A 13,814-nucleotide genomic window follows, 5' to 3' on the forward strand; every position below is an offset into this window, starting at 1 on the left:
TGCCGTACGTCGCGGCATATGCCTGCTGCGATATGCCCAATGTCGTACGCCCCGGCATCCGAACAGCTTCCCCGCCTCCGCGCACACTCCTTCTCAAGCAGAAGGGGAGCTTATTCCGTGGCCCGGCGATCCGGACCCCGTTTTCGGAATTTTTCCAGGAACTCCCCGGTAACAAAGCCGGGACTCCGGTCGTTCGCCGGTCGATCTCCGGCTGATTTCCGGATGAGGTAATCCGGTATCGTAAATCCCTCCCTCTCGCGTTCGCTTATCCCCTAGGCTGCGCGCGAATCTCGGATTCCGGCGGAGTGTCCGCTCCGGCAGGGGCGAGGGCGCTTTGGAAGCGCCCGCGGACGCCCATGGGGTGGTCCGGGGAAGCTGACGAGGGGGATGGAATGAGCGAGGTGAAGTCCGTCCCGACGGACTACGGCCGCAGCCGCATCACCACGCGCACCCGCTGGCGGGCCTCCCGCCGGGGGCGGCGGGACGGCAGGGCCGGCATAGGCAACGAGCACTACGTCCGGCAGCTGGAACGCGGCCTGCGGATGGCGCTGGAGGCGCTGAGGTCCCGCTTCGTGACGGAGCACGCGGACCTCATCGACCGCGTGCACGAGGAGTCCGCGCGGATCGTGACGGCGTACGACCGTCCGCGCGAGGAAGGCCGGCGGCCGGAGGACGTACCTGCGGCCCTGGCCCGCTTCGGCGGCTGGGTGTCGCAGTGGCGCACGGAGGTGACGGTCTGCCAGCAGCGCGGCCTGGCCCTCGCCGCCTGCGCCGACCAGGAACTCGCCCACTACGAGGCCGCGTACGCGCGCGCCGCCCGGGCGGAGGAGCTGCCGCCCGCGGGGAGCCCGGGCGCCGCCGTCCTCGACGGGACGTGGAAGGGCGCGCCGGACTGGATGCTCGACGACGTCGTGGTCCGCGGGGCGCTGCGGATTCTGGAGCAGAGGATCGGGCCGGCGGCCGCAGTCGCCGGCCGGAGAGAGCGGGGGAACCGATGAAGGGAAAGACAGGCGTGCCCCGTCCGGTACGGCTGGCTGCCGTCCTTGGAGCGGCGGGACTGCTCCTGACGGGGTGCCGCGTCCCGGGAGGTGCACCGGAACGGCTGTCCGCGGACTGCGCGGTCGTGGTGGACGGCTCCGGATCAGGCGCCGACAGCGACGACGGCTTCCGGGCGAAGGAGAAGCTGAAGGCAACGCTGCCCCGCTTCCTCGCTGACAAGAAGTGCAAGTACCTGTCCTACGCGCCCATCACCTCGGCCTCCGCCGCCTCCTCCTGCCACGTGCCGCGGATGGACATCGACCCCGATGCCGACAAGCGCTCCGAGCGCGAGGCACTGTGGACGCAGACCCGCGTCCTCGCCGTGGCCGGCGCCGAGAAGATGCTGGAGTGCGCCCGGGACCGTCAGCCGGGCTCGGACGTCCTGGGCGCGCTCGACCGCACGGCCAAGGTGCCGCGCGACGGCGACGGCACCTTCCACGTCCTGGTGATCAGCGACTTCGGTCAGGCCGACCCCACCTTCAGACTGTCCAGGCACCAGCTCGTCACCCAGGCGCAGCGGGACACCGCCGTCGAGGAGCTGGTCGACGGCCGCGGCCTGCCCGACCTCCCGGACACCACCGTGTACCGGGTCGGCTTCGCCATGCGCGGTGGCAAGACCGACCCCGAACGCGTCGAGCAGATGGGCCAGTTCTGGCAGCAGCTCCTGGAGAAGGAGGTGAAGGTCGATGTCGACGACGGATACGGCGCCTGACGAGCCCCGCCGGCTCCGGGACGCCCTGCGGTTGCGGCGTGCCGACGGCCGGGCACCCGGCCTGGGCCGCGGCGCCGCCGCGGCACCCCGCGGCCAGGTCCCGCTGTCCGAGACGCGCGAAGGCAGGCGCCTGCTGGCGCAGGCCGAGTCGGCCGGTCGCCGCGCCGCTGCCGACGGCACCCTCAACCCGTATGTCCTCGGCTCCACTCACCGGCTTCCCCACTTCGGTCGGCTGACCGGCCTGCGCAACCACATCCGCGACCGTGTCGTGGCCCAGCACCACGACCGCGAGGAGCAGGAGCTGCGGGCCTCGGCGGAGCTGTACGCCCAGACGGCGGCGCGGGAGAACGAGGCCCGCCAGGCCCGGGACGCCCAGGAGGAGGAGACGCGCCGCCGACAGGCGGCGTCCGCCCGGCTGGACCGGGCGGCGACCCGGATGGCCGCCCGCGAGGACCGCCGCGACCGCCTGCTGCCCTGGTCGGCCGGCCGGTTCGGGGCGGGCCGCCCGGACGGCACGGACCCCTACGCCGAACCCGAGCGCGAGGAGCACGAGCCGTACGCCGACGACTGGGACGACGACTCCGAGCGGGTCACCGCACCCCGGCCGGCCCCCGCGAACGTGCCCTGGGAGGGCCTGACGGAGACCTCGGCCATGGCCCGCTGGCCCCGCCGGTGCCTCGTCCTGCTGCTGATCCTGGTCGAACTCCCGATCTACCTCGGCGTGTTCCTGGCGATCCACGACGGCACACCGGAGGGCAGGGCGAGCGCGTTCCTGCTCACCGCCGCCGTCGGCGTCGCCATGACGCTCGGCCCCTTCCAGGCCGGACGGCAGTGGCGCCGCCGGGGTGCCACCGCCGCGCTGTGGGTGGTCCTCCCGGTCGCGGCCGCGCTCGCCTCCCTCTGGGCCGGAGCGGCCTGGTACCTGGGCGACCTGCGTGCCCGCATCGTCTTCCGTGACACCGACACCGCGGGCCTGGAGGAGCTCTCCCGGCAGCTGGACGTCGACCTGCCGCCCGCGCCGACCCTGCTCGACCAGCTCCACCTGGACGAGCACACCGTCAGCATCACCTTCATCGCGCTGCTGCTCCTGTCCGGCGGCATCGCCTTCCTGCTGGCCCTGTCCGAGGAGCACCCTTTTGTGGCCGCCTACCGGCACCACCACAGGAGGCTGGAGAAGGCCGAGGTCACCCTGGCCCGGGCGGAGGCGGCGGCCGCGGCGGCCCGGCGGCAGCAGGAGACCCTGGAGGGCCGGCGCACCGAGCGTGCCCAAGCCCTGGCCGCCGAACTGACGGCGGTGGACGGCGTGTTCGAGGCCGCGGCGCACGCCTACCTCGACGGCGTCCAGGCGGCATCGCACGACCCGGCGGTCACCGAGGGCGCGATGCGCCTGTCCGCCCGCTACCCGCTCCTTCCGGAGCTTCCGACAGGGCGGTAGCTCGAAGACGGCGCATCCATCGGCGGCGGCGCAGTCATCCCGGCCTCAACCGCTGATGTGCAGCACCTCTGACCTGTGGAAACGTCGTCAGAGGGGTCTCTTTTGTGCCGATTTCCCGATGCGGTGCCTCAAGCGGCCCGGGCCGCGTACCGGACGTGCGGCGGCAGGCGGAGGCAGGGCGGAGCCTGGGCCGCGGAGTGGGCCGTCACTTCTTCTCCCTCTTCGCCTTCCCGTCGAACCCCTCTTGCCGGAGGAGGTCGAGGAAGCTCGGGGTGCCTTCTGTGGTGCGGACATCGATGAAGGCGCGCACGTGGCGATGGTCCCCGGCGGCCTGGGTCAGCAGGGCGTGCGCGAGGTCGGCGCGTGAGGTGTACCGGCCGGGGAGGCGTGACGTACCGATCCGGTAGTCGCTGACGACGTCCGTGTCGAACAGCCCGCCCGGCCGGACGATCGTCCACTCGTGGTCGCTCTCGCGGACGACGTCCTCCATGCGCCGCATGTCGTCGTACACGGTGCGGCCCATGAACCGCACGATGGACGGCTCCAGCACCTTCCTGAAGAACAGCCCCTCCCCGGGCGCCGCGGTCCCGAACAGCACGGTCGAGGTCACGGCGACCAGCCGTCGGACACCGTGCTTGGTCATGGCCTGTGCGATGTGCGTGATGCCCTCGGAGTACACGGTGACGGGACTGCGGCCGTAGGGGACCCCCAGCGTCGAGATCACCGCCTCCTGCCCGGCCACGGCACGCTCGACCGCGGCGGGGTCCAGTACGTCCGCCCCGGTCACCCGCAGCCGTGCTCCGCTCAGCGGGAAGGCATCGGGGCGGCGGGTGACGGCGGTGACGGTGTGGCCCTGGGCGAGGGCCTGTTCGGTGGCCTGTCGGCCGGTCGGCCCGTTCGCCCCGAATATCACGAGCTTCACTGATTGCCTCTTTCTCCGGTACGTCGTCTGCGACGGTTTTCCAACCAAGAGGGCCGGGCGGCAGTGAGTGTGACATCAAGGGCGTTGAGGGCATCGAGGGTGCCGAAGGCGTCGAAGGCGTGGCGCCGAACGCGGTGTTTCACGTGAAACACCGCTGTGGGGCAGGAGACCCGCAAGTCTCCCGCCCCACAGCACTGTTGAGAGCGGCCACGGCGGCCGCGGACTCAGCCCTGTTCGTCGCGCCGGGCGGCCTCCTCCTCGGCCTCCTTGGCCTGGACCTCGGGATCGAGGACGGACTGGCCGCTGCCGTCGACGGACGCGAGACGGCCGGTGTCGGGCACCTCGGTGGCGGCGGGGGGCTCGACCAGCCAGTCGGGGTTGGCCTGCCTGTCCCACCACTTCCAGGCCGCGAAGGCACCGCCCGCCAGGATCCCCAGTACGGCCAGCCTCTTGGTGAGGCGCCCGGCCCTGGCCCGCCGCTGCTGCCTGCGGACCAGCTTCTGGATCTCCTGCGGCGACACCTGCCCGCGCAGCGCGGCCAGCGCCGCCGCTGACCGGGACGCGGCCTCCTCGCGAGCGGGGCCTGCCGCGGCCACCGCCCGTTCCACACGAGGCGCGGTGAAATCGGCGGCCTGGCGGGCCGCCTTACGGGTGCGGACGGCGGCTTCGTGCGCCGCGTGGTCCACCTTCGGCGGCACATGCGTACGGGCCTGCGCCAGGCGCGGTGCCACATGGGCGGCGTACTGGACGCGGGTCTGCCCCGCGGCCTGCGACACCCTGGGCGCGAGGCGTACGCGCGCCTCATGCGCGTAGTGCGAGGCCCTTCCCTTGGCGGTGTCGGCGTGAGGCGCCACCACTTCCGCGGCGTGCTGCACGCTGTCCTTCGCCGAGCCGGTCGCGGCGCGCACGCTGTCGATGCGGGTCACGGGATCCTCCTCCTCGGTGGCGTACGTATTTCGACTTTCCACCCTTTTACGGATCATGCCTGCCCAACCACCTCCGGGCACGTGCGAGCGGGCATCCGGGTCATGGGGGGATGTGGAGCAGATGTGGAACATGAGTGATGATCAAGCGCAATAGCGGATGAATGCAGGGCAACGGGCGCTTGTCGACGACAATGCCACGGATCGGCCCCGCGCGCTTCCGTCCGGGGCGACCGGACCGGTTTTCTGCGCGCACGACCCTCACACTTCCCTCCGCTCCTCGCACGCCTTTCGCTCGGATTCGGGGTCGGAGGTGGCCGTGGGCGACGGGCGGGAGCCGTCCGTGCGAGGATCGGAAGAGTCACAAAGGACAACGGAAGGCAGATCGTGGCCGAGCAGCTTTACGCCACCCTGAAGACCAACCACGGCGACATCGAGGTACGGCTGCTGCCGAACCACGCGCCCAAGACGGTCCGGAACTTCGTCGAGCTCGCCCAGGGCGAGCGTGAGTGGACCAACCCGGCCACCGGCCAGAAGTCCACGGACAGGCTCTACGACGGCACGGTCTTCCACCGGGTGATCAGCGGATTCATGATCCAGGGCGGTGACCCGCTGGGCAACGGCACCGGCGGCCCCGGCTACCAGTTCGAGGACGAGTTCCACCCGGACCTCGCCTTCGACAAGCCGTACCTGCTGGCCATGGCCAACGCCGGCCCGGGCACCAACGGCTCGCAGTTCTTCATCACCGTCTCCCCGACGGCCTGGCTGACCCGCAAGCACACCATCTTCGGCGAGGTCACGGACGCGGCCAGCCAGAAGGTGGTGGACTCCATCGCGACCACCCAGACCAACCCGCGCACCGACCGCCCGGTCAAGGACGTCGTCATCGAGTCGGTCGTCGTCGAGACCCGCTAGGCCGGCGAGCCCAGCAGGCCGGGCCCTCAGGGGCCACCGCCGCAGGGAACCAAACGCCCCGCTCAACCGTAAGGATGAGCGGGGCGGTGCGTTGCGCGCACGCGTGCCGGTGCGCCCGCCGCGTGCCGTCGTACGGAGAATGAGGGGACCCCATGGACCAGGCGCCAGGCAGCCCGGGCAGCCCGCAGGGCCCGAGCGACCAGGAACCGCAGGACACCCAGAGCCTGCCCACCTGCTACCGCCACCCGGGCCGCGAGACCGGCGTGCGCTGCACCCGATGCGAGCGCCCCATCTGCCCCGAGTGCATGGTCAGCGCCTCCGTGGGCTTCCAGTGCCCCGGATGCGTCCGCAGCGGCTCCGGCACCGGTCACGCACCGGGCGCCTCCCAGCCCCGTACGATCGCCGGCGGCACCGTCGCCGCCGACCCCCGGCTGCTCACCAAGATCCTCGTCGGCATCAACCTGGCGGTCTTCCTGGTCCAGCTCTCCGCCGGGGACCGCTTCACCGACCGCTTCGACCTCATCGGCCTGGCATACGTCCCCCTCCTCGGCTCGGTCGAGGGCGTCGCCGACGGCCAGTGGTACCGGCTGCTGACGGCGATGTTCCTGCACGGCAGCGTCGTCCACATCATGTTCAACATGCTGAGCCTGTGGTGGATCGGCGGCCCCCTCGAAGCCGCCCTCGGCCGCGTCCGCTACCTCGCGCTCTACTTCGTATCCGGCCTCGCGGGCAGCGCGCTCACCTATCTGATCGCCGCCGCCAACCAGCCCTCGCTCGGCGCCTCCGGTGCCGTCTTCGGTCTCTTCGGCGCGACCGCCGTCCTCATGCGGCGCCTCAACTACGACATGCGCCCGATCATCATCCTGCTGGTGATCAACCTGATCTTCACCTTCACCTGGGCCAACATCGCCTGGCAGGCCCACGTCGGCGGCCTCGTCGGCGGTGTCGTGATCGGCTACGCGATGGTGCACGCACCGCGCGAGCGGCGGGCCCTGATCCAGTACGGCGTCTGCGCCCTGGTGCTGGTTGCCGTGGTGGTCACGACGGTGGTCAGGACCGCTCAGCTCACCTGAGAAACCGATGTTGTCCACAGACTGTGGCGGATCTTGTGCATAGGGTGCGGGAACAGCTGTGCCCCCTGTCACTCACCCGAGTTTCCGCAGGTGAGGCAGGGGGCGAACAGGCTTACGGGTCGGGTGGGCCGGTCATACCGGCGTCAACACCGGACTGGGTTATCCACAGATCGTCTTTCTTTTCCCCATGTGGATAACTCCTGTGGATAACTCAGTGGACAGCCCTGGGCAGAGCTGGGTTCACCGCGATGCGGCCGTTACTTCTCCGCACTTCTCAGCGGCCGCGGTCGTCACTTCCACTGCGTGGAGACGCCGAACCCCGCCGCGATGAAGCCGAAGCCGACCACGATGTTCCAGTTGCCCAGCGAGTCGATGGGCAGCGAACCGTCGGTCACATAGAAGACGACGATCCAGGCGAGGCCGATGAGGAACATGGCCAACATGACGGGGGCGACCCAGCCGCGGCTGTTCAGCTTGATGCTCGTCGCCTGCTTCGTCGGCGGCGGCGTGTAGTCGGCCTTCTTGCGGATACGTGACTTCGGCACGAGGGTCTCTCCTGTCGATGCGCTGCGTGGCCGCGCAGGGGAACTACTGGGCGGGCTCCGGGGCAGCGTACAAGGGGACTCTGAAATGCTCCCCCGGGCGTCCGTTAGCGTAGTGCTTCCGCGGCGCCGAAGGAGATAAGGGTACGTTGAGCAATTCCGCCGACTCCACCCGGACCGGGGCCTGGCGCCGTTTCCGGCCCGTCCGTGTGCTCACCGTGGGCGTCTTCGCGCTCGCCGGGCTGATTTTCTTCACGAGCTTCAACACGGCCAAGGGCACCAACATCCGCACCGACGCCTCCCTGCTGAAGCTCTCCGACCTCATCCAGGAGCGCAGCCACGAGAACGGCCGGCTCGACGAGTCGAACGCGGCCCTGCGCGACGACGTCGAGAACCTCGCCGAGCGCGACAACGGCCGCTCGAAGGCCGAGGACAAGAAGCTGGCCGCGCTGGAGAAGGCCGCGGGTACCCAGGAGCTCCAGGGCGAGGCGATCACGGTCACCCTCGACGACGCCCCGCCGAACGCCACGGCCAAGCTCCCCGGCTACCCCGAGCCGCAGCCCGACTACCTGGTCATCCACCAGCAGGACCTGCAGGCCGTGGTGAACGCGCTGTGGCAGGGCGGCGCCAAGGGCATCAAGGTCATGGACCAGCGGCTGATCTCCACCAGCGCCGTGCGCTGCGTCGGCAACACCCTGATCCTCCAGGGCCGGGTCTACTCACCGCCGTACACGATCCAGGCGGTCGGTGACCCGGAGGAGCTCCAGCGGGCCCTCACCGCCTCCACGGCGATCCAGAACTACATGGTGTACGTCAATGTCTACGGCCTCGGCTGGAAAGTCACCGAGGACGGGCCGGTGACTCTTCCCGGCTACTCGGGCACAGTGGATCTGCAGTACGCGAAGCCTGTGGAGTAGCTCCCGACGGGGGGTCGTGTGTCGGTGCGGTTGATCGTCAGGACCGTCAGCGAGCTGTGCATCACCGTCGGCACCGTGATCGTGCTGTTCGTGGCCTATGTGCTGTTCTGGACGGGTGTGAAGGCCGACGACGCGATGGACCGCCAGATCGAGCTGCTTGAGGAGCAGTGGGCGGAGGGGTCGGTGACGGCCCCGGGCGTCTCCGGCGGTTCCGGAAGCGGAAGCTCCGCGAGCCCTGCGGCGAACCCCGGGCCCCCGGTCTCCTACGAGGACGGCAAACCCTTCGCCGTCATGTACATCCCGCGCCTTGGTTTCACGTGGAACAAGCCCGTCCTGGAGGGCACGAAGACGGACACACTCAAGAAAGGCCTCGGGCACTACGCGAACACCGCCCAGCTGGGACAGAAGGGAAACTTCTCGGTCGCCGGCCACCGCCGTACGTACGGGGATCCGTTCAAGGACTTCCCCAAGCTGCGCTCCGGTGACGCGGTGGTGCTGACCGACGGGACGACCTGGTTCACGTACGTCATCGACAAGGGGCCGTACAAGACGCTGCCCACGGATATCCAGGTCATCGACCCTGTGCCGAGGAAATCGGGCTACACGCGCGCGGGCCGCTATCTGACGCTGACGACGTGCGAGCCGGAGTGGGGCCACAGCCATCGGCTCATTGTCTGGGCCCATCTTGATTCCACCCAGCCTGTGGAGGCCGGGAAACCGGAGGCTCTCCGCCGTTAGTCTGGTGGCGTACGACGTTGGAAGGGACGGTAAGAGACGGCATGTACGGCTGGATCTGGCGGCATCTGCCGGGGAACGCGTGGGTGAGGGCGCTGATTTCACTCGTGTTGGCCCTGGCCGTGGTCTATGTCCTTTTCCAGTACGTCTTTCCCTGGGCCGAGCCCCTGCTGCCCTTCAACGATGTGACGGTGGATGACCAGTGAGCGCCCGGATTCTCGTCGTCGACAACTACGACAGCTTCGTCTTCAACCTGGTCCAGTACCTGTATCAGCTGGGCGCCGAGTGCGAGGTGCTGCGCAACGACGAGGTGGCGACCTCGCACGCCCAGGACGGCTTCGACGGCGTGCTCCTCTCACCCGGCCCGGGCGCCCCCGAGCAGGCGGGCGTCTGTATCGACATGGTCCGCCACTGCGCGTCGACCGGGGTGCCCGTCTTCGGCGTGTGCCTGGGGATGCAGTCGATGCAGGTGGCGTACGGCGGTGTCGTGGACCGGGCGCCCGAGCTGCTGCACGGCAAGACCTCGCTGGTCGAGCACGAGGGCAAGGGCGTCTTCGCGGGCCTCCCCTCGCCGTTCACGGCCACCCGCTACCACTCGCTGGCCGCCGAGCCGCCGACCGTGCCGGCCGAGCTGGAGGTCACGGCCCGCACGCACGACGGCATCATCATGGGCCTCAGACACCGTGAACTTCCCGTCGAGGGCGTGCAGTTCCACCCCGAGTCGGTGCTCACCGAGCACGGGCACCGGATGCTCGCCAACTGGCTGGTGGAGTGCGGTGACGTGGGTGCGGTGGACAGATCGACCGGGCTCGCGCCGGTCGTGGGCAGGGCCTCGGCGTGACGGCCCTGCGCCCCGAGCGCGAGAGTGCCCCCTACGGCGGCGAGGCCGCGTACGGGGGCGCCGACGCGTTCGAGGCGGAGGCCTTCCGAGCGGAGGCCTCGCAGGCGGAGGCACTCCAGGCAGAAGCCTTCCAGTCGGCGGTCCAGGGGCTGTCCGACCCGCTGACGGACCCTCTGCCGAGCCCCAGCCCGCCGAAGATCCCCAGCCCTTCGCCGGGCTCCGTGCCGAACGCGCGGCCGAGACAGGAGCCGTACGAGCCTCGGGGCACGCAGGTCCCGCGGGACACGGCGGACACGCGGAGCGCCCAGGGCCACGTCCAGGACTGGAACGCGCCGCGGCCCCAGCCGTCGAACGCGCCGCCGCCGAGCACGCCGCCTCCGAACGCTGCGCCTCCGAACGCCTCGCCGTCCCGGCCGTCGTACGACGCGACCGCGTACGGCGGCGAGGCCTACTCGGAGCCGGTGAGGGCGCACGAGCATCCGCCGATCGACGAGGAGACCATCGCGCTGCGCGTGGAGGAGGCGCGGCGCACGGCCGCGGCGGCGGGCGTGGCGATACCGACGGGCTCGACGCCCCTCGCACCCGCCCCCGGAGGCCGCGCGGCCCGCCGCAAGGCCGCGAAGCGGCGCGGGAAGCCCGGAGGCGGCCACGGGGCCCATGGAGCCTACGGCGGCGCCCACGGGCCGGAGGAGCCCACTGAGGGCGCGGAGAGCCCCGCAGAGGCGGCGCCCCTGTCCCGTGTGGAGGCGCGGCGGGCGGCGCGGGCGCGGAAACCCAGCGCGGGGGTCATCGCGAGCCGGCTCATCGGTGAGGTGTTCATCACCACCGGCGTGCTGATGCTGCTGTTCGTGACGTACCAGCTGTGGTGGTCGAACATCCGGGCGCAGCAGCAGGCGGGCAAGGAGACGACCAGCCTCCAGCAGGAGTGGGCGAGCGGAAAGCGCGCGCCGGGGGCGTTCGAGCCCGGCCAGGGCTTCGCCATCCTCCACATCCCGAAGCTGGACGTGGTCACGCCGATCGCCCAGGGGATCAGCAAGTCGAAGGTGCTGGACCGGGGGATGGTCGGGCACTACGACGAGGACAGCATTCCGACGGCGATGCCCGAGGACAAGACGGGCAACTTCGGTATCGCGGGGCACCGCAACACGCACGGCGAGCCGTTCCGTTACATCAACCGTCTCCAGCCCGGCGATCCGATCGTGGTCGAGACGCAGGACGCGTACTACGTCTACGAGATGGCCTCGATCCTGCCGGTGACGTCGCCGTCGAACGTCAGTGTGCTCGACCCGGTCCCCAAGGACTCGGGTTTCACCGAGGAGGGCCGGTACATCACGCTGACCACCTGTACGCCGGAGTTCACCAGCAAGTACCGGATGATCGTGTGGGGCAAGATGGTCCAGGAACAGCCGCGTAGCGAGGGCAAACCGGACGCGCTCGTTCGATAGCGGCGTGGGAGAGGCGCACGCGGCACCTGGGACAGCCGGCTGGAACAGACAGGGCAGATGCAGTGGCAGCGACCACCGAACACGGGGAACAGCAGCACGGGGAGCAGGGCGACGGGCCCTCGTCGTCGTCCACGTCGTCATCCACGCCGTCGTCACCCGCACCGCGCCGCCGTGGCACCGGCCGGATCGCGATGGCGGTCAGCGTCTTCGGTGAACTCCTCATCACCGCGGGCCTGGTGCTCGGCCTGTTCGTCGTCTACTCGCTGTGGTGGACGAACGTCATCGCCGACCGTGAGGCGGACAAGCAGGGCGACAAGATCCGCGACACATGGGCCCAGGAGGACAACGACGAGGGCACCGGCCCGGGCGCCCTGGACACCCGGAACGGCATCGGCTTCCTGCACGTCCCCGCCATGACGAAGGACGAGATCCTGATCCGCAAGGGCACCTCGACCGAGCTGCTCAACGACGGCGTCGCCGGCTACTACACCGACCCCGTCAAGGCGACCCTCCCCACCAGCGACAAGAACGGCAACTTCTCCCTCGCCGCCCACCGCGACGGCCACGGCGCCAGGTTCCACAACATCGACAAGATCGCCGAGGGCGACCCGATCGTCTTCGAGACCAAGGACAAGTGGTACGTCTACAAGGTCTACGCCGTCCTTCCCGAGACCTCGAAGTACAACGTTCAGGTCCTCGCCCCCGTCCCCGAGGAGTCCGGCCGCAAGAAGGCCGGCAAGTACATCACCCTGACCACCTGCACGCCGGTCTTCACGTCGACGTACCGGTACATCGTGTGGGGTGAGCTGGAGCGGGTGGAGCCGGTGGACTCCGACCGGACGCCGCCGGAGGAGCTGCGCAGCTGACAGAGGTTCTTCAAGGACCTCTGTCCCCTAACATGACGGAGGCCCGAAGCCGCAACTTCCTCTTGCGGCTTCGGGCCCTTTCAGCGCTACGTCGTCGTCATTCCAGGATCTTCGGAACGGGCCCGGCGCTCCACTCCTCCAGCAGTCCACGGTGCACGGCGGTGATGCCGCTCTCGGCGGCGATCTTCAGGGCGTCAGGGGTGAACGGGCACGTCGCGACGAAGAGCGCCACTTCCGAGGTGTACAGGACCTTGGCCGCCCCAAGGAACTTCTGAACCTCGGGGCTGGTGATGGAGAGGTAGGGCGCGAACCTCTTGCACTGGGCGACGAGGCGCCGTCCGTCGGCCGTGCGCGCGATGATGTCGATGCCCCGGTCTCCGTGTCCGCCTTGTACGACGACGTTGGTGCAGCCGTCGCGGCGGAGCAGTGCGGCGACGTGTTCCTCGAACTCACGGCCGTTCATGGCGTCGATGGATGCCATGACTCCGGCGAGGGGCCGGTCCTTTCGGGGGCTTTCCAGCCGCTGCAGCCGGGCGTGGTGCTGGAGTAGCCTCCGCTCGATGCGCTGGACTCCTGCTCGCAGACCGATGAGTTCTTGGCGGTGCTCGCCCGAGGTCTCGATCAGGGCGTTGAACATGGGCACGACGGTTCGACCGAGGACGTGGGCGATGCGTTGATCGATGCGGTCGTCGAGGGACGGCACGCTGTCGGCTGTGTGGGCGTCCGTTTCACGGACGGGGTTGTCCACAGGGCGGGCGCGCACCAAGTACTCCACATCGAGGAGGTACGTGCGGACCTGGCGGGCGACCTCGCTGTCGCGGAGGAGCATGGCGACGTTGAGGACGGCCCGGCGGGGCCAAAGCGCCAGGCCGGACCGGGGCTGTGGATAACTTCCGGAATAGGAACTCAAGTTGAGTTCCTTAAATTCTCGCAGCTCAGGGCCGCGAAGCACCTGCAGTCCGTTGACCTCCAGTTCCTGCCTGTGGCGGTTGAGCAGGTTGTTGATCACGGTCTCGGCGACCTCGAAGTAGGTCGCGACCATCGCCGTTGTCACATGCATGCCGTCCGGAAGCAGCGACAGCGCCTTGACTCTGTCGAGTACGTCTGTGCGTTCCACCACGCTGTCGCGCAGGGCCTTCGACTCCAGTAGAGCCGCTTCGTTGATCACGCTCTGTCCTTTCTCTACGGCCACGCGTGTTGCGGGCGTTTGGCTCGGGGCGGAGTTTTGATTCGCCACCCCACCTCTTCAACGAGCCGAGAAGTATGAAGATGCTGTCGAATCTCGTACGGAAGATGGGATCAAGAGGATTGAGTACCGGAAGGACGGGAGCTGTAAGGCCAAGCTGTCATGCGGAGTATGAGTGGGACCGATGCCGCAACCACAGCGGGGCTGTGGATAACCTCCGGAAGGCAAACTCATGTTGAGTTTCTGAGTTGCTCTGACGAGGCG

15 protein-coding genes are annotated in these 13,814 nt (G+C 69.5%); 11 read left to right on the top strand and 4 right to left on the bottom strand.

What is annotated here, in order from left to right:
• The first annotated feature begins 392 nt into the window (after positions 1–392).
• From ACWD3C_RS21955 to ACWD3C_RS21965, 3 genes are read left to right on the top strand one after another with little or no spacing between them, the layout of a single operon-like run.
• Positions 393–998, top strand: a complete 606-nt coding sequence (locus tag ACWD3C_RS21955; RefSeq protein ID WP_451146338.1) for a hypothetical protein — start codon at positions 393–395, stop codon at positions 996–998.
• Positions 999–1,012: 14 nt separating this feature from the next.
• Complete coding sequence (locus ACWD3C_RS21960) at positions 1,013–1,750, top strand: hypothetical protein (RefSeq protein WP_451146340.1); 738 nt, start codon at positions 1,013–1,015, stop codon at positions 1,748–1,750.
• A complete protein-coding gene (locus ACWD3C_RS21965; RefSeq protein ID WP_451146342.1) occupies positions 1,725–3,185 on the top strand; it encodes a hypothetical protein in 1,461 nt (486 codons plus the stop codon). Before ACWD3C_RS21960 ends, ACWD3C_RS21965 begins: the two co-directional genes overlap by 26 nt.
• A 205-nt stretch (positions 3,186–3,390) precedes the next feature.
• Here the strand turns inward: ACWD3C_RS21965 and ACWD3C_RS21970 are convergent, their stop codons facing one another.
• Positions 3,391–4,107, bottom strand: coding sequence for an NAD(P)-dependent oxidoreductase (locus ACWD3C_RS21970; RefSeq protein ID WP_451146344.1), 717 nt, complete (start codon positions 4,105–4,107; stop codon positions 3,391–3,393).
• A 224-nt stretch (positions 4,108–4,331) separates the two neighbouring features.
• Positions 4,332–5,033 carry a DUF5324 family protein gene (locus ACWD3C_RS21975; RefSeq protein WP_451146346.1) on the bottom strand — a complete coding sequence of 234 codons (702 nt, stop codon included), beginning with the start codon at positions 5,031–5,033 and terminating at the stop codon, positions 4,332–4,334.
• Between the two features lie 384 nt (positions 5,034–5,417).
• On the opposite strand from ACWD3C_RS21975, the gene ACWD3C_RS21980 reads away from it, so the two are divergent.
• Together ACWD3C_RS21980 and ACWD3C_RS21985 are read left to right on the top strand one after the other, a co-directional pair.
• Complete coding sequence (locus ACWD3C_RS21980) at positions 5,418–5,945, top strand: peptidylprolyl isomerase (RefSeq protein WP_451146348.1); 528 nt, start codon at positions 5,418–5,420, stop codon at positions 5,943–5,945.
• Positions 5,946–6,097: 152 nt separating this feature from the next.
• A complete protein-coding gene (locus ACWD3C_RS21985; RefSeq protein WP_451146350.1) occupies positions 6,098–7,018 on the top strand; it encodes a rhomboid family intramembrane serine protease in 921 nt (306 codons plus the stop codon).
• A gap of 290 nt (positions 7,019–7,308) precedes the next feature.
• On the opposite strand, the gene crgA is transcribed toward ACWD3C_RS21985, so the two are convergent.
• Positions 7,309–7,563, bottom strand: coding sequence for a cell division protein CrgA (gene crgA, locus ACWD3C_RS21990; protein WP_451146352.1), 255 nt, complete (start codon positions 7,561–7,563; stop codon positions 7,309–7,311).
• Between the two features lie 146 nt (positions 7,564–7,709).
• On the opposite strand from crgA, the gene ACWD3C_RS21995 reads away from it, so the two are divergent.
• From ACWD3C_RS21995 to ACWD3C_RS22020, 6 genes are all read left to right on the top strand, one after another.
• Positions 7,710–8,477: a DUF881 domain-containing protein gene (locus ACWD3C_RS21995; RefSeq protein ID WP_451146354.1), complete on the top strand. Its 768-nt coding sequence runs from the start codon at positions 7,710–7,712 to the stop codon at positions 8,475–8,477.
• 24 nt (positions 8,478–8,501) lie between these two features.
• On the top strand, positions 8,502–9,215 hold the full coding sequence (locus ACWD3C_RS22000) for a class E sortase (protein ID WP_451146513.1): 714 nt from the start codon (positions 8,502–8,504) through the stop codon (positions 9,213–9,215).
• Between the two features lie 41 nt (positions 9,216–9,256).
• Positions 9,257–9,418, top strand: coding sequence for a hypothetical protein (locus ACWD3C_RS22005; protein ID WP_391357551.1), 162 nt, complete (start codon positions 9,257–9,259; stop codon positions 9,416–9,418).
• The gene (locus ACWD3C_RS22010) at positions 9,415–10,053 is read left to right on the top strand and encodes an aminodeoxychorismate/anthranilate synthase component II (protein WP_451146356.1); all 639 of its coding nucleotides are present in this window, start codon (positions 9,415–9,417) and stop codon (positions 10,051–10,053) included. Before ACWD3C_RS22005 ends, ACWD3C_RS22010 begins: the two co-directional genes overlap by 4 nt.
• Complete coding sequence (locus ACWD3C_RS22015) at positions 10,050–11,498, top strand: class E sortase (RefSeq protein WP_451146358.1); 1,449 nt, start codon at positions 10,050–10,052, stop codon at positions 11,496–11,498. The genes ACWD3C_RS22010 and ACWD3C_RS22015 overlap by 4 nt, the downstream gene beginning before the upstream one ends.
• A 62-nt stretch (positions 11,499–11,560) precedes the next feature.
• Positions 11,561–12,364, top strand: a complete 804-nt coding sequence (locus tag ACWD3C_RS22020) for a class E sortase (protein ID WP_451146360.1) — start codon at positions 11,561–11,563, stop codon at positions 12,362–12,364.
• 97 nt (positions 12,365–12,461) lie between these two features.
• Here ACWD3C_RS22020 and ACWD3C_RS22025 read toward each other — a convergent pair whose 3' ends face one another.
• The gene (locus ACWD3C_RS22025; RefSeq protein WP_451146362.1) at positions 12,462–13,532 is read right to left on the bottom strand and encodes a restriction endonuclease; all 1,071 of its coding nucleotides are present in this window, start codon (positions 13,530–13,532) and stop codon (positions 12,462–12,464) included.
• Positions 13,533–13,814: the final 282 nt, after the last annotated feature.

The organism is Streptomyces sp. NPDC002845 (assembly GCF_053591955.1).

Bases quoted from the DNA above. Each gene is read 5' to 3' on its own strand.
- ACWD3C_RS21955 (WP_451146338.1), top strand. From the start codon at position 393: ATGAGCGAGGTGAAGTCCGTCCCGACGGACTACGGCCGCAGCCGCATC.
- ACWD3C_RS21965 (WP_451146342.1), top strand. From the start codon at position 1,725: ATGTCGACGACGGATACGGCGCCTGACGAGCCCCGCCGGCTCCGGGAC.
- ACWD3C_RS21985 (WP_451146350.1), top strand. From the start codon at position 6,098: ATGGACCAGGCGCCAGGCAGCCCGGGCAGCCCGCAGGGCCCGAGCGAC.
- ACWD3C_RS22005 (WP_391357551.1), top strand. From the start codon at position 9,257: ATGTACGGCTGGATCTGGCGGCATCTGCCGGGGAACGCGTGGGTGAGG.